Annotated in this window: 12 protein-coding genes; 5 read left to right on the top strand and 7 right to left on the bottom strand. The window is 66.9% G+C overall.

All coding sequences use genetic code 11. From position 1 onward, the window contains the following. The 3 genes from ACFFGN_RS08405 to ACFFGN_RS08395 all read left to right on the top strand — a co-directional run bounded on the left by ACFFGN_RS08405 (position 1) and on the right by ACFFGN_RS08395 (position 2,744). Positions 1-714: an HNH endonuclease family protein gene (locus tag ACFFGN_RS08405; RefSeq protein WP_380044847.1), complete on the top strand. Its 714-nt coding sequence runs from the start codon at positions 1-3 to the stop codon at positions 712-714. Positions 715-766: 52 nt separating this feature from the next. Further along, positions 767-1,900 (top strand): hypothetical protein, encoded by a 1,134-nt coding sequence (locus tag ACFFGN_RS08400; RefSeq protein ID WP_380044845.1) that lies wholly within the window; start codon positions 767-769, stop codon positions 1,898-1,900. 451 nt (positions 1,901-2,351) lie between these two features. After that, positions 2,352-2,744, top strand: coding sequence for a VOC family protein (locus ACFFGN_RS08395; RefSeq protein ID WP_380044843.1), 393 nt, complete (start codon positions 2,352-2,354; stop codon positions 2,742-2,744). Between the two features lie 35 nt (positions 2,745-2,779). Here the strand turns inward: ACFFGN_RS08395 and ACFFGN_RS08390 are convergent, their stop codons facing one another. Both ACFFGN_RS08390 and ACFFGN_RS08385 read right to left on the bottom strand, forming a co-directional pair. Continuing rightward, the gene (locus ACFFGN_RS08390) at positions 2,780-3,436 is read right to left on the bottom strand and encodes a response regulator (RefSeq protein WP_380044841.1); all 657 of its coding nucleotides are present in this window, start codon (positions 3,434-3,436) and stop codon (positions 2,780-2,782) included. After that, on the bottom strand, positions 3,433-4,581 hold the full coding sequence (locus ACFFGN_RS08385; protein WP_380044839.1) for a sensor histidine kinase: 1,149 nt from the start codon (positions 4,579-4,581) through the stop codon (positions 3,433-3,435). Before ACFFGN_RS08385 ends, ACFFGN_RS08390 begins: the two co-directional genes overlap by 4 nt. Positions 4,582-4,754: 173 nt before the next feature. On the opposite strand from ACFFGN_RS08385, the gene ACFFGN_RS08380 reads away from it, so the two are divergent. Continuing rightward, a complete protein-coding gene (locus ACFFGN_RS08380) occupies positions 4,755-6,992 on the top strand; it encodes an MMPL family transporter (RefSeq protein WP_380044838.1) in 2,238 nt (745 codons plus the stop codon). A gap of 106 nt (positions 6,993-7,098) precedes the next feature. Here ACFFGN_RS08380 and ACFFGN_RS08375 read toward each other — a convergent pair whose 3' ends face one another. The 4 genes from ACFFGN_RS08375 to ACFFGN_RS08360 form a co-directional block, all read right to left on the bottom strand. Continuing rightward, complete coding sequence (locus tag ACFFGN_RS08375; protein WP_380044836.1) at positions 7,099-8,562, bottom strand: peptide MFS transporter; 1,464 nt, start codon at positions 8,560-8,562, stop codon at positions 7,099-7,101. Between the two features lie 104 nt (positions 8,563-8,666). Further along, positions 8,667-9,860: an acetate/propionate family kinase gene (locus ACFFGN_RS08370; RefSeq protein WP_380044834.1), complete on the bottom strand. Its 1,194-nt coding sequence runs from the start codon at positions 9,858-9,860 to the stop codon at positions 8,667-8,669. Continuing rightward, entirely contained in the window at positions 9,857-11,989 is a 2,133-nt protein-coding gene (gene pta, locus ACFFGN_RS08365; RefSeq protein WP_380044832.1) for a phosphate acetyltransferase, read from the bottom strand. The genes ACFFGN_RS08370 and pta overlap by 4 nt, the downstream gene beginning before the upstream one ends. Before the next feature lie 161 nt (positions 11,990-12,150). Beyond that, positions 12,151-13,035 carry a MurR/RpiR family transcriptional regulator gene (locus tag ACFFGN_RS08360; RefSeq protein WP_380044830.1) on the bottom strand — a complete coding sequence of 295 codons (885 nt, stop codon included), beginning with the start codon at positions 13,033-13,035 and terminating at the stop codon, positions 12,151-12,153. 251 nt (positions 13,036-13,286) lie between these two features. Here ACFFGN_RS08360 and ACFFGN_RS08355 point away from each other — a divergent pair, with 251 nt between their 5' ends. Continuing rightward, positions 13,287-13,424, top strand: coding sequence for a hypothetical protein (locus ACFFGN_RS08355; RefSeq protein WP_380044828.1), 138 nt, complete (start codon positions 13,287-13,289; stop codon positions 13,422-13,424). Between the two features lie 40 nt (positions 13,425-13,464). On the opposite strand, the gene ACFFGN_RS08350 is transcribed toward ACFFGN_RS08355, so the two are convergent. Continuing rightward, positions 13,465-14,772, bottom strand: a complete 1,308-nt coding sequence (locus ACFFGN_RS08350) for a family 43 glycosylhydrolase (protein WP_380044826.1) — start codon at positions 14,770-14,772, stop codon at positions 13,465-13,467. Between the last annotated feature and the right edge of the window lie 98 nt (positions 14,773-14,870).

The raw sequence follows: 14,870 nt of genomic DNA, 5'->3' as shown, positions 1-14,870 counted from the left end.
TTGCTCACGAAGTACCGCTCCGCCCTTGGTACCGCCGTCCTCGCTCTAGCTCTGGCTCTAACCTCCACCGGCTGCGATGCCGCGCAAGAAGCCGCAGCCAAACCAGACCCGGCTGCGTCGTCCAAGGCCATCTCTGCCGAGCTTGCCAAGGTGAAGGTGGTATCCCGGCGACCGAAGGTTGCAGGGTACGAGCGGCGTTGCGGCCGGGACGACGCCTGCTCCTTCGGCCCGTCCTGGTCCGACAAGCACACGGGCCGAGGCGGCCACGACGGCTGCGACACCCGGAACAACGTGCTCGCCCGGCAACTCACCGAGATCAAGTACAAGCCGGGCGCCAAGCAGTGCGTAGTACTGAGCGGAAAACTCCAGGACCCCTACACCGGCCGGGCCATCGAGTTCCGGAAGTCCGACGCCGGCAAGGTCCAGATCGACCACCTCTACCCGCTCTCCCGGGCCTGGGACCTCGGCGCTTCGCGCTGGCCGCTGCAGCGACGCCTGGACTTCGCCAACGACCAGACGGACAATCTGCTCGCCGTGGACGGTTCGACCAACGCGAGCAAGTCCGATCACGGCCCGGGTGAGTGGATGCCGATCAACAAGGCCTTCCGCTGCACCTACCTGCTCCGCTACCTGCGAGTGGCCGCCAAGTACGGCCTGCCCATCACGAAGGACGACCAGCAGAGCGTGCAGACTCTGCTACCCACCTGCCGCTGATCCAGTTCCGGCGACGGTTGCTTATGGCAACGGGCGTGTGCACAGTGGAGAGGTGGACCTCGAGCTGGTCGCGGTGGACCTGTACGGGCTGGCCCCGGACTCGTTCACCGCTGCCCGCAACCAGGCCGCCGCGCAGGCGAAAGCGGCCGGCGAGATCACGGCCAGTGCGGCGATCAAGGCGCTGCGTAAACCGACCTTGGCCGCCTGGCTGGCCAACCAGCTCGTCCGCGCGGAACCGGATCGCGTAGATGAGCTGACGCGGCTCGGTTCCGAACTGCGCGAGGCCCACCTGACCCGGGACGGCGCTCGCCTACGTGAGCTGACCCCACGCCGTCACGAGCTCGTCGCCGAACTCGTGACCGCGGCAACGCGGCGCGCGGCCGAGCAGGGACGGAAGGTCACGGAGGCGGTCGCCGACCGGCTGACCGAAACCCTAGACGCCGCCCTGGTCGACCCCACGGCCGCGCAACTCCTGCGCTCCGGCCGCCTCACCAGCGCCCTCCGCCACGTCGGCTTCGGCGTAGTAGACGAATCCGGCACCCCCGCCCACCTAACCTCCCTCACCATCCGCCCCAACACCCCAACAACAGCCGCCACGCCCACTCCGGCCGCTACTTCAAAGGCCCGAGCGGCCGGTTCGGCAGGCCGGAGGGGTTCTTCGGCAGGGCGCGCGGAGTATGGTGTTCGCCCGACAGCGAAGCGGGCGGCGGATCCTGCTGACAGGCCCACGCCGATCGGCGGCGCGGGACGGCTAACTGCCAGGAACGCACGCATCGCAGCCACGGCCCGTACAACCAGCGAACGTCAGAAGGCCGAGCGGAACACCGCTGAGCAGCGGGCCGCTGAGCGGAGGGCTGAGCGGGAGGCCGCCGAGCGTCGGATCGCGGAGCGCAATCGCCGCGAGCTGGAGGCGCGATTGGCCGAACTCGACAGCGAGTACGCCGAGGCAGAGACCGAACGCGCGGCGGCCGAAGCCGAAGTGGACGCCAACGAACACCACATCGCCGACATGCAAACTGCCATCGAACGCCTGACCGAGGAACTCGACAACGCGCGCCGCGAACTCAAGCGCGCCCAATCCCAAACCCGCCGCCTCGAACGGACCCTCACCCGCACCACCCGCATGGCCGCCATCGCCGAACGCCGCCGCAACGCGGCAACCGCCCGCCTCGCCAGCCTCGGCTAACGCGTTCTGAGCGTTCGCCAGGACGATCAGCTCAATGCGAAGACCGGCTTGGAACTCCTCGTCAGCGCCCGACCGCCCGCTGCGAGCCGCAGCCATGCCAGCGACGCCTCGCTCGGCCGCAGGATCGCCCAGTCCTCTCCCGCCGGGTAAGGATCAGCGGAGTCGCGTTGGGGTGACGACGAACCGCCTGCCAGATCCCATGGCTACCCGCGTCAACTCGCCTGCCCACTCGGCAACCGGCTCATCGGGCCAGTGCGCCTCCGCCGTTACGACACCGACCATTTCGAGGTCTACCACCCGCCAGCGGTCGATTCGCTGATCCGCGACCAGCTGGACTTCCTCACCGCACACCTCCTCGCGCCGGCTAGAAAGTAGCTTTGGCCAGGTGGTTTGAGGAGTTGACTCGACACGAATGGGCACCTGGTCGGAACAGACAAAGGAGAACAGCCGAATGGATAGCCCTCGGGATGAGCAGCAGGTGACGGAAGACCCGGTTCTGGTACTCGACGCACTGGTCATCGATTGCGATGACCCGCAGGCCGTGGGTCGGTTCTGGCAGCAACTGCTCGGTGGCGACCTTCGCGAAGTCCGAGACGGGGACACCGAACTCCATGGCGCGGCCCTACGGCTCGACTTCGTCCGCGCTCCAGCCGAACGGACAACCGCCAAAGATCGGTTGCACCTGGACATCTTCGTGCAGCCAGACCTACGACAGAAGGCGATTGACCGGGCTATCGCGTTCGGTGCCACCACGGCGAACGACATCTACGACGGCGGCCTCTGGCAGGTGATGCGCGATATCGAAGGAAACGTGTTCTGCATCGTCTGGGGCGGCGCCGAATAGGCCAGCCACCCGGCCCAGTCTCTGGTGGGATCGCGTCAGCGTGGCAGGCGGCGCGTTTCGTGAGCCCACATGGCTATCTCGACGCGGTTCCGGGCGCCGATCTTGCTCATGATGCTGGTGAGATGGGTTTTCACGGTGCTCAGGCTGATGTGGAGTTCCGCGGCGATCTCGGCGTTGGTCCGGCCGTTCGCCACCGTGATCAGCACCTGCTCCTCCCGGCTGGTGAGTGGTTCGACCGGTTGCGCGGGCGGCGGCGTGGTGCGCGAATCAGCAAAAGCGGCCAGCAGCCGGGCGGTGATCCGCGGCTCGATCATCGCGTCCCCCTTGGCCGCCGCGTGGATCGCTTGCACCAGCAGTTCGGGTCCTGCGTCCTTGAGCAGAAAACCGCGGGCGCCTGCCTTCAGCGCGCCGTACACGTACTCGTCGATGTCGAAGGTGGTGATGACCACGATCGCCAGTGGATCCTCAACATCCGGACCGGCCAGTTCGCGGGTAGCCGCAACCCCGTCCATCCCGGGCATGCGAATGTCGAACAGGCACACATCAGGCGATAGCCGGCGAGCGAGTTCGACCGCTTGCAGGCCGTCAACCGCCTGACCGACCACCTCGATATCCGGTTGAGCGTCGAGAATCATCGACAGCCCAGTACGAACAAGATCCTGGTCGTCGGCGACAAGCACCCGAACCGTCATCTGGCCGGCCCCGCCTTCGGTAGCACCGCTTTGACAATCCAGCCCCGCTCCGGCCCAGGCCCTGCCTCGAAGGAACCACCGAGCAGTATCGCCCGTTCGTTCATACCGACCAGGCCGTAGCCCAGCGTGGTTCGTGTCATGGGACCAGGTTCTCCATCATCGTAAATTGTGAGGCGCACGCTCTCGCTGTCACCGGTGACGCGGACGACGACGCGTGTGACCAGCCGTGCGTGCCGGACGGCGTTGGTGATCGACTCCTGGGCAATGCGATAGAGCGCGGCACCTACCGAGGGGCCGAGGTCATGGAGGTCACCTTGGAACTCCACCTCGATCTCGGGTCCCTCGCTGCCGTCCCGGGCGAGCCGCTCGATATCGACCAGCCCCGGCTGCGGGGCAAACGTCGCCGTCGCGCCGTCCCGAAGGCCGCCCACCATCGTGCGCATCTCGGCGAGAGTACGGGTCGCCTCGGCTTCGATGATGGCCAGGGCATCGATCGCGGCCTTCGGCGTGGTGGCTCCGACGACCCGGCCGGCCTGCGCCCGGATGACGATCGCCGAAACGTGATGAGCCACCGTGTCGTGCAGCTCGCGGGCCAATTGCTCCCGCTCACGTAAGCGCACCTGGTCCAGCTCGCGAAGCCGGGAGGTGCCCCGATAGCGGACCGCCGCGCCGAGGGTGCCCGGGAACAGCAGGAACATGGTGCCCACCAGCATCTCCACCACGCCGGTGAAGTCGGAGACGTGGCCCAGCACCAGGGCGACCCCGATGAACCCCAGGCCGATGCCGATCTCGCGCCCGGACCCCCATCGCAACAGCGCATACGGCAGGAGCACGACGCTGATCATCGTGTACAGCCCGACGGAGCCGACACCGCTGATCAAAGCCCCGATATCGACCACGATCAGCGCGCCGAACACCGCGGCAACCACGGTCAGCGGATGGCTACGCCGCCACAGGAACGCGCAGACCGTCAGGACCGCGAGCGCCAGCGCCACCGGACGCCAGATCACCTCCTCGCGCAGTACGCCCTCGATGATCGCCGTCGGCAGCAGCGCCGCGACCAGCAGCCAGTCGTGCCAGACCCGGCCAGGCGGGTGCGGCGCTCGTGGCTCGGCCCACAGCGACCGAAGGGCGTTTCTCAGCATGCGCACAGCGTAGGGACCCGCGAGCGCTCACCGTATCGGCCCAAAGTACGGGATTTGTCTCGGCCTATCGGCCGAGGGAAGTCGGACCGATCGTCCGAGGTGCGAGCCGGCCAGCCCCGACACGATGAAACCGATCGGTTCTGGACCGCCCGCCGCACTGAAGGAGAGCAAGGATGATGTCGAATCTGTACCGGTTGGGGCGGTTCGCCGCTCGACGACCGTGGGCGGTGATCGGGGTGTGGCTGGTCGTCTCGGCCTTGGTGGTCGCGGCGTCCGGCACCTTCGGCAAGAAGCTCGAGGAGTCCTTCGGAGCACCGGGCGTCGACTCCCAGCATGCGACCGACCTGCTCTCGGCCGCCGGTGCGGACCAGGCCGGTCTCACCGCCCAGGTGGTGATGACGCCACTCGACGACCGCGCGACGTTCTTCAACTCCCCCACCGCCAAAGCCGCCTTGGCCAAAGTCCAGTCGGCGGCCGCCAAGCTGCCGCAAGTGCTCGGCACCAGTGATCCCGTCGGCGCTCTCGCCGCCGGGCCCGGAGCTGTCAGTAGTGGAGCGATCTCTGCCGACGGCCGAGTCGCCGTGATCCGGGTCCAATATCCCGTGCTCGCCGAACTCGACCCAGGCGTGCTCGCGGACCTCAAGGCGTTCGGCGACCAGGTGCGGGTGGGTTCACCGCTCCAGATCGAACTAGGCGGCGACCTGTTCTATGCCTTCGAGGAACCAGCGACCGGTCTGGGCGAAGCGGTCGGCCTGATCGCCGCGATCATCATCCTGCTGGTGGCCTTCGGGTCGGTCATCGCGATGGGGTTGCCGATCGGCATGGCCCTGTTCGGGCTCGCCCTGGGCATCAGCTCGCTGTCGCTCGTCACCTATCTGATCGACATCCCCAGCTGGGCGCCGGTGCTCGGCAGCATGGTCGGCCTGGGCGTGGGAATCGACTATGCGCTGCTCGTGGTCACCCGGCATCGGGAGTTCCTCGCCCGCGGAATCAGTGTCGAGGAAGCGGCCGGACGTGCTGTCGCCACCGCCGGTCAATCCGTGCTCTTCGCCGGTGGCACGGTCGTCATCGCGATCCTCGGGCTGGCCGTGGCGGGCGTGCCGTTCATGACCGCGGGCGGGGTGGCCATCTCGCTGATCGTGCTGATCATGGTGCTTGCCTCGCTCACCTTGCTGCCGGCGTTCCTTGGCCTGGCCGGGCATTGGATCAACCGCCTCGGAATCCACCGCCGGCGTACGTCGGGACGGGCCGTTCCCGGCGCGGGCTGGCAGCGCTGGGCCGGGCACGTCTCCAGGCACGCCGCTCCGTATGCCATCGGCGCCACTGTTCTGCTGCTCGCCCTCGCGGCGCCGGTGTTGGCCCTCCGCGTCGGTACTCCCGATGACGGCGCGCTGCCCGAGCACCGAACCGAGCGCCGGGCCTACGACCTCGTCGCCGCGGGTTTTGGCCCGGGCATCAATGGGCCGCTGGTAATCGCGGTCGACATCTCGAAGGACGCCGCCGTCGTCGAACCTCTGCTCAAAGCGGTGAAGGCCGACGCGGGAATCGCGGCCGTGGCTCCCGCCGAGGTGAACGTCGCGGCAGGCGTCGCAACGCTGATCGCTTTCCCCACCACTGGTCCGCAGGATGGCGCCACCATGGAGACCGTCAAACGTCTCCGGGCCGACGTCTTCCCGTCAGTGCTCGGGCAAAGCCCCGCGAAGGCTCATATCGGTGGGCAGACGGCGACTCTGGCCGATGTCGGTGCCAAGGTGAACGATCGGCTTCCGCTGTTCATCGGCGCGGTGATCCTGTTGTCGGTGCTGCTGTTGACCGTGGTGTTCCGCTCGATCGTCGTACCTGTCAAGGCAGCGCTGCTGAACCTGCTGAGCATCGGCGCTTCCTTCGGCGTGATGGTGATGGTGTTCCAGTGGGGATGGGCCGCCGATCTGATCGGGCTGGAATCGACCGTGCCGATCCTGCCGTTCATCCCGATGTTCATGTTCGCGATTCTTTTCGGGTTGTCGATGGACTACGAGGTCTTCCTGCTCTCCCGGGTCCGGGAGGAATACCTGCGCACCGGCGACAACGACGCCTCCGTCATTCGTGGCATCGCGACCACCGGCCGCGTGATCACCTCCGCCGCGTTGATCATGATCTCGGTGTTCATCAGCTTCGGGCAGGGCGACGATCCGACGGCGAAGATGTTCGGCCTCGGCTTGGCCGTCGCGGTCTTCATCGACGCGACCATCGTCCGGTTGGTGCTGGTCCCGGCCGCGATGAAGCTGATGGGCGACGCCAACTGGTGGATCCCAGCCTGGCTCGACCGCCTGCTGCCGAGCGTCAGCCTCGACAGCGAAGCCGGCCTGCCCGAACCAACGCGCCCATCGATCACTGGCCCAATCCCCGACGACCAACCAGCCCTCGTCTGACAGCGGCGGTCTAGCCAACGTCTGACAACGGCGCTGGGCGGAGATGACGGCTGGCCACCAGGTCACTGTCCGCTCCGCCCAGCTAGGCAGGATGGTGCAGTGGCGGCTATTGGATGCCGCTCATCAGGCGGCGGATGGGGCGGGCGGCGATGGCCAGGAGTAGGCCGATGGCGATGGCTACGGCGCCGATGATGCCGAAATAGGCGGTTTCGTGGCCGGCGCTGTAGAACCGCGCAAGCACGCCGGACATCGCAGTGCCGAGGGCGACCGACAAGAAGAACAGCGCCACCATCTGCGTACGGAAAGCCGCCGGGGCGAGTTTGGTCGACAATGACAGACCCACCGGAGAAAGCAGCAACTCGGCGATGGTGAAGACCAGCAGCACACCGATGAGCCCGAGCAAGGGCGCACTGTTAGGCCCACCGCCGGACATCGGCAGGAACAGCAAGAACGCCACCCCCATCACCACCAGGCCAATGCTGAACTTGACCGGCGTGGACGGCTGCCGCGGCCCGAGCTTCGTCCACATCGCAGCGAACACACCAGCCAACGCGATGATCAGCACCGGGTTGATGGACTGCACGAACGACACCGGCATTTCCCAGCCCAGGATGGTGCGATCCAGGCGTTGGTCGGAGTAGATCGTCACGACCGTGAACTGCTGCTGGTACAACGACCAGAAGGCCGCACTCGCGATGAACAGGGGGATGAACGCGAATACCCGCCGCCGCTCCACTCCTTCCACCTGCTTGCTGGACAGGATCACCACGAAGTAGATCACCGCGGCGATCAGGCTGATCACGGCGACGATGGTGGCCAGTCGGTCCGCGGGCAGCAGTCCGGTCGACGCGAGCAGGGCGACGACTATCAGCGCCGCGGCACCGATGCCCGCGTACCTCAGCAACTGCCCACGCTCGATTGGGTTCGGGACTTCCCGCGCGGCCTCGGCCAACTGCCTACGGCCGAAGGCGTACTGGGTGAGTCCCAAGGCCATACCGACAGCCGCGAGCCCGAAACCGTAGTGGAAGCCGACGTTCTTCTGCAACAGCCCGGTCAGCAACGGACCGGCCAGCGCGCCGAGGTTGATGCCTAGATAAAACAGCGAGAAGCCCGCATCGCGACGCGTATCACCTTCGGCGTACAGGCTGCCGACCAGTGATGTGGCGGTGGCCTTGACGCCGCCGCTGCCCAGCGCGATCAGCACCAGACCGACGCCAACCCCCACCAGCCCCGGCAGAAGGGCCAAAGCGATATGCCCCACCATCACGACGACGGCGCTGTAGAACAGTGTCCGCTCCGCGCCGAGCAGCCGGTCCGCGAGCCAGGCGCCGAGGATGGTCGACAGATAGACCAAGCCGCCGTAGGCCCCGACGATGCTGGTGGCGGTGTCGCGGTTGATGCCGAGGCCACCGTCGGTCGCCGAGTAGTACAAATAGATGAGCAGGATGCCCTGCATGCCGTAGAAGGAGAACCGCTCCCACAGCTCCACCCCGAACAGGTTCGCCAGCACCCGCGGCTGACCGAAGAAGGTCTTTCCCGAGCGCTCCCGCTGCTCCAGCATCTCGCTCATACTCGACTCCCAGGCCCTTGCCTGGTGGGATCAGGCTGCGCTCCTGTCGGTGTGCTGTTCATCCGTCGGCAGTACCCAAGCGCACTCCCCTGAATCCACCGCCGTCAGGACCGGACGAGCTTGAGCGCTTCGCGGGCGATCTGCCACTCCTCGTTCGTCGGAATCACCAGCACCGCCACCCGACTGTCCTTGGTGGAGACGGCCCGGGCCTCGTCGGAGGACTCGGCGTTCCGTTCGGCGTCGATCTCGATACCCAGGCCTTCGAGACCCTCCAGCGAAGCCGAGCGCACCTCTGCGGAGTTCTGGCCTACCCCCGCCGTGAACACGATCGCGTCCACCTTGCCCAGTACGGAGTAGTAGGCGCCGACGTACTTCCTGATGCGGTAGCAGTAGACGTCGAACGCCAGTCGCGCCTGCTCGTCTCCAGCCTCTCGCTGGCGGGACAACTCGCGGAAGTCGTTCTCACCGGCGAGACCCTTCAAACCCGACTCGAAGTTCAGAGCGTGGTCGATCTCGTCCAACGACAACCCGGCCTCCCGGGCCAGGTAGGCGTGGATAGCCGGATCCACGTCTCCAGACCGCGTCCCCATCACTAGGCCTTCCAACGGCGTCAAGCCCATCGAGGTGTCCACGGACTTGCCGCCGCGTACGGCCGCTGCGGAACAACCGTTGCCCAGATGGAGCACGATCACGTTCACGTCGGCTGGTTCGCGTCCAAGCAGCTGTGCGGCCTGCTCCGAGACAAACGCGTGCGAGGTCCCGTGGAACCCGTACCGGCGTATACCGTGCTCAGCCAGCCACCCCCGCGGAACCGCGTAGGTATAGGCCTCGGGCGGCAGCGTCTGGTGGAACGCCGTATCGAAGACCGCCACCTGCGGTAGGTCCGGGAACAACCGTCCGGCTACCCGCATACCTTCCAGGTTGGCCGGGTTGTGCAACGGCGCCAGCGGCACCAGGTCGGACACCTCGTCGATCAGGTCCTCGTTGATCAGCGCCGGATCGCCGAACCGGGAACCACCGTGTACGACGCGATGCCCCACGGCGGCGATCTCGATACCGTCGAGCGACGGGCCATGCTCTTCGAAGGCGTCGATCGCCGCGCGCAACGCGTCCTCGTGAGAGCCGATCGGCCGCGTCGTACGGGTTTCGCCGTCCGGGCCGCGATGACGGAACACGCCTTCCGGTTCGCCGATCCGCTCGACCACACCGGCCGCGGCCGCCTCACCGGAACCGGCGTCGATCAGGCTGTACTTCAGCGAGGACGAGCCCGCGTTGATGACCAGCACGTGATCGTTCATCGGCCTTCCTCCTTGCCCGCCTGAGCCGCCCGATCCGCCTGGGCCGCTCGGGCCGCCCCGATGTGCCGCGCCTGGATGGCCGTGATCGCGACGGTGTTGATGATGTCCCGCACGGTGGCGCCGCGGGAAAGGTCGTTCACCGGCTTCTTCAGCCCTTGCAGAACCGGCCCGACCGCGACCGCGTTCGCCGAGCGCTGCACCGCCTTGTACGTGTTGTTGCCGGTATTGAGGTCCGGGAAGATGAACACCGTCGCACGGCCGGCCACGGGCGACCCGGGCAGTTTGGTCTTGGCCACGGCGCTGTCGATGGCGGCGTCGTACTGAATCGGCCCCTCGACAAGCAGTTCCGGCGCGCGCTCCCGGACGATGGCCGTTGCCTTGGACACCTTCTCCACGTCGGTTCCGGTGCCCGATGAGCCCGTCGAGTACGACAGCATGGCGACGCGCGGTTCGATGCCGAAGGCCGCCGCGGTAGCCGCCGAGGAGATCGCGATGTCGGCGAGTTGCTCCGCGGTCGGGTCCGGGTTCACCGCGCAGTCGCCGTACACGAGCACCTGGTTCTCCAGACACATGAAGAACACCGAGGACACCACCGATACGCCGGGCAGGGTCTTCACGACCTCCAGCGCCGGGCGGATCGTATGCGCGGTGGTGTGGATCGAGCCCGAAACCATGCCGTCGGCCAGGCCCATTTGCACCATCATCGTGCCGAAGTACGAGACGTCCTTCACCACGTCGCGGGCGCGATCGAGATCCACTCCGCGGTGCTGGCGCAGCCGGTGATACTCCGCCGCGAACTGCTCACCCAGCTTGTCGTCCTCGGGGCTGATGGTCCGCGCCGCCGAGATGTCCACGCCGAGGTTGGCCGCCTTCGCGCTGATCGCCACCGGATCCCCGAGCAGCGTCAGTTCGGCGACTCCCCGGCGCAGCAATACGTCGGCCGCACGCAGGATCCGCTCCTCCTCACCCTCGGGCAGCACGATGTGCTTGCGATCGGCAACCGCCTCGTCGATCAACTGGTGTTCGAACATCAGCGGCGTCACCGCGCTACTACGAGCCACCTCAAGCCGATCCAGCAGCGCCGGCCCATCGACGTACTGACTGAACAGGGCGAGTGCCGTATCCACCTTCCGCGGGGAGTTCTTCGTCAACCGCCCTCGTACGGCGGTGAGCGCGGTCGAGGCGGCATGCGTGCCGAGGGTGGTCTCGATGATCGGCATAGTGCTACCGACGCCTTCGAGCAGTCGAAGCACCTGTTTCGGCAGGGCGAATCCCCCGTTCAGGAAGATCGCAGAGACCTGCGGGAAGTTCTGCGACGCGTGCGCCATCAAAACGCCGACAACCACCTCCGGGCGGTCTGCGGCGGTTACGACCACAGCTCCTTCGAACAACCGGTCGAGCACGTTCGGCATGGTCATCCCGGCTACAACCAGTCCACTGACTTCCCTGGACAGCAGCGCGGGATCGCCGCTGAGCACCTGACCGTCCACCGCCCGCATCAGGTCCGCCACCAAGGGTGCACTCAGCACTGGGTCCTCAGGGATGGCGTACGCCGGTACGTCGGGCGTGGTGATCGCAGCGACGGCCTGGTCGAGTTCATCCTTGGCAACGCGGTTGGCGATGACTGCGAAGAGCGAACCGTGGTTGGCCGCCAGTTCCGCGGTAGCCATGTCCGTCAACGTACGGAGGTCCTCCGGCGCTCGGCCCGCTCCGTTGAGAACAAGCAGCACGGGTGCACCTAGGTTAGCGGCGATCCTGGCGTTGTAGGCGAACTCTGTAGGCGTCCCTACGTCGGTGTAGTCGCTACCAACGATCAGGACCGGGTCACCAAGTTCGGCCACGTCGCGGTACCGCTGCACGATGCGGTCCAGCGCGGCGTTGGGATCGTGGTGCACCTCGTCATAGGTGACACCGACGCAGTCCTCGTATGGCAACGCCACCGCATCGTGCGACGTCAGCAACTCGAGCACGTAGTCACGCCCGCCGTACAGCGCGGTATCCGGCCGCACGATCGGCCGGAACACCGACACCCGTTCGACCCGCCTGGACAGTTGCTCGAGCACTCCCAGAGCCACCGTGGATTTCCCGGTGTAACCCTCCACCGATGCGACGTACACGCTGCTTCCCATGAAGGCACCCTAAACACTGCCCGTAGCACCACCCCTGGTGACCGCGCGTTCGCTGCCTACCGGCGGAGTCGTCGAGCCCCCCGCAGAACCGCCGGAGGGCCAGGCAAGCCTCCAGGCCCGGGTTCTCGCGACTACGAACCACGCTGTCCCCGCTGACCCGCTCAGGGTTTGGGTTTGCGTTTGGGGGGATTGGGGGTGGTTCGGTGGGGTTGGAGGGCTTCGGCGGTGGAGACGAGCAGGGTGAGCGTTTGGGGGTGAGTGGCTTGGGCGATTCGGGTGTAGAGGATGTCGAGGACGAGGAACTGGGCGTGGCGGTCGGCGAGGGCTCCGGCCGGTTCGGCGCTGGTTTGGCGTCCGGTGGTGAGGACGAGATCGGCCGCGTCGGTCAGGGGTGAGCCGGGTTGGGCGGTGATGGCGATGGTGGTTGCGCCTTTGCGGCGGGCGGCCTGCAGCACCTCGATGGTTTCCACCACCTTGCCGGATGACGAGATGCCGACGAAGACGTCCGCCGGTTCGGCCAGGCTGGCGGCGACGAGGCCAGTGTGTACGTCGCTGGAACTCCAGCAGGTGATAGCGATCCGCTGCAGGCGCTTGGCGAGTTCGTTGCCGCTCACGCCGCTGGTCCCGACGCCGAAGAAGTGGCAATGCCGGGCCGCGATCAGCTTCTCGACCACCTCGTCGACGGCGGCCAGATCGAGTTGCTCGGCGGTTCGGGACAGGGCTTGCACGTTGGTCGCGACCAAGACCTTGAGGACTTGTTCCGTGGTGTCTTCCGGCCCGATCTCGCGGCCGATGTCGTCGCTCCAGCGCTGCGCGCCCGTCCGGCCGACCTCTTCGGCCATCGCGATGCGCAGTTCGGCGAATCCCTTGAGGCCGCAGGCGCGGCAAAAACGCGTGACGGTTCCCTGCGACGTGCCGGTGCGCTCGGCCAGTTCGGTAATCGTCAGCCGCGCGGCCACGGACGGCTCGGACAGGACGAAGTCGGCGATCCGCCGCAACGATTCGGGCAGGCTCGCGCTCGCCGCCCGCACGCTGTCCAAGGTCACGGCGTTCTCCTCTCCCTGCCACCGAGAGGTAGCCGGATAATTATCGCTCAGCGTCGCCGGAAAGGGCAGATCCGGAAATAATAATTGCGCTTCAGTCTTGCGCGGCCTGTCGATCCGAGCCCATCACCGAAACGTAGTCAACCGGCCACCGCCCCGCCGGCACGGCTCGCCGCGGGTGCCCGAACCCCTTACGCCCAACCAGCTCGTCCCACCGAAGGCCGGCCGGACAGGCGGTGGCGATCCTCGGCAGTATGGCGGCCGCGACCGCGCGCGACAACGCGGGCGGACCAGGCGTACCAGGAGCGAGCTGGCGCGCCTCCAACGTCACCTTCCCGACCATGAACGGCGACAAGGTGGCTCAGCTGAGCGCGTCCACTGAGGATGGGTGAACGCCGTACCGCATCCGGGTACGGCGTTCACCCCATGCGTCTACTGGACTTCGAGGAAGTCGACCTCGGCATAACCCGCACCCTTGGTCAACCGAACCCGATTGAACCCAGCGTTGAGGGTGATCGAAACCGAGGCCTGCCGCCAGTTGTCCCACCCGGTCGCGGGATAACTCACCGAGCCCTGGTTGTTGCCGTTGACAACAACACCGTGGCTGGCGGTACCAGCCGTGCCGTTGGCGTAGCTGACGTGCAGGGTGTAACCACCCGCGCGAGGCGCGTACACCGTGTTCTCGACCCACGAGTCCGCGAAATCGATGTAGGCGGCAACGGCTCCTCCCGAGGCCCCGGCCGCGCCGGTACGGATCCGGCAGTGGTTCAGCGTTCCGGCTTCGGCCTCGTACCGCACGCGGCTCCCCCGTACGACCGGGTAGTCGTTGGCCCAGCCGAGGTCCGCGACGTACATGTGCCTGGATCCGTTCACCCAGCCATGCAGGAACACCTTGTCGGCCGTGAAGTCGGCACCACCCGGGCCGCAGATCCGGTTGTCGAAGCTGGCGGTGGTCATCAGCGGTCGATAAGCAACCGTCCACGGGCCACTGAGGGAGGTCGCCGTCGCATACGAGGTGAGGTAGTTGCAGTCGACGTAACCACCTCCTGAGTAGAACAGCACGAACCTGCTGCCGCGCTGAACCAGGTCAGGCGCCTCGATCACGCCGCGGGACGACAACAGCGCGGTATTGCCGCCGGTCAGGGCCCTGCCGTTGTTGGTGGTCCGAGTCAGCCATAGCGTCGAGTTCACGCCGATCGCGTTGCCGTCGTTCTTCCAGAGCAAGTACCGCGTCCCGTCCGCGGCCACGAAGGTGTTCGCGTCGATCGCACCGCCGAGGTTCAGCGGGCAGATCATCGGCGCTCCCTCGGCCGGGGCGAACGGGCCGAGCGGCGAACTCGCCGTCGCGACCCCGATGCACTGACGCCCACTCGACCGATGCCACGCCGTGTACGTGAGGGTGAAGCTGCCGTCCGGATTGCGATGTACGTCGGGCGCCCAGGTCCGGCCGCCCTGGGCCCAGCTGGCCGACGGGCCATCCGGCATCGCGTCGCCGCGAATCGTCCACGGCCCGTTCGCCGCGGGAGCACTCGCTACGGGCACGTTGCCCCGGCCGTTGTTCGTCGAGTAGGCGTACCAGGTACTACCGACCTGGATCACGTCCGGATCCGGGAAATCCGCGGCAATCACGGTCTGCGGAAACACCGCGGCCGCAACAGCCTGGTCACCGGCCGCGGCCGGAACGACGGGGGCGGCCAGCACGGCCAGTGCCGTCATCGCCACCAGCACTCGTCTACCCATAACAACTCTCCTCAGGTGGGCGGAACCTGCGAGGTTTCACTTTTACATCGTTTCACCGGCCACCGCGAGACCTCAGCCCCAACAGCATTTCGCCGGTC

Source organism: Kribbella deserti, assembly GCF_042434725.1.
In the GTDB taxonomy this organism is placed as follows: domain Bacteria; phylum Actinomycetota; class Actinomycetes; order Propionibacteriales; family Kribbellaceae; genus Kribbella; species Kribbella deserti.
This window is presented reverse-complemented; position numbering and strand designations above follow the sequence as displayed.

Coding starts and splice junctions, on each gene's coding strand:
- ACFFGN_RS08395 (WP_380044843.1), top strand. CDS start 2,352: ATGGATAGCCCTCGGGATGAGCAGCAGGTGACGGAAGACCCGGTTCTG.
- ACFFGN_RS08390 (WP_380044841.1), bottom strand. CDS start 3,436: ATGACGGTTCGGGTGCTTGTCGCCGACGACCAGGATCTTGTTCGTACT.
- ACFFGN_RS08385 (WP_380044839.1), bottom strand. CDS start 4,581: ATGCTGAGAAACGCCCTTCGGTCGCTGTGGGCCGAGCCACGAGCGCCG.
- ACFFGN_RS08380 (WP_380044838.1), top strand. CDS start 4,755: ATGATGTCGAATCTGTACCGGTTGGGGCGGTTCGCCGCTCGACGACCG.
- ACFFGN_RS08375 (WP_380044836.1), bottom strand. CDS start 8,562: ATGAGCGAGATGCTGGAGCAGCGGGAGCGCTCGGGAAAGACCTTCTTC.
- ACFFGN_RS08370 (WP_380044834.1), bottom strand. CDS start 9,860: ATGAACGATCACGTGCTGGTCATCAACGCGGGCTCGTCCTCGCTGAAG.
- pta (WP_380044832.1), bottom strand. CDS start 11,989: ATGGGAAGCAGCGTGTACGTCGCATCGGTGGAGGGTTACACCGGGAAA.
- ACFFGN_RS08355 (WP_380044828.1), top strand. CDS start 13,287: ATGGCGGCCGCGACCGCGCGCGACAACGCGGGCGGACCAGGCGTACCA.
- ACFFGN_RS08350 (WP_380044826.1), bottom strand. CDS start 14,772: ATGGGTAGACGAGTGCTGGTGGCGATGACGGCACTGGCCGTGCTGGCC.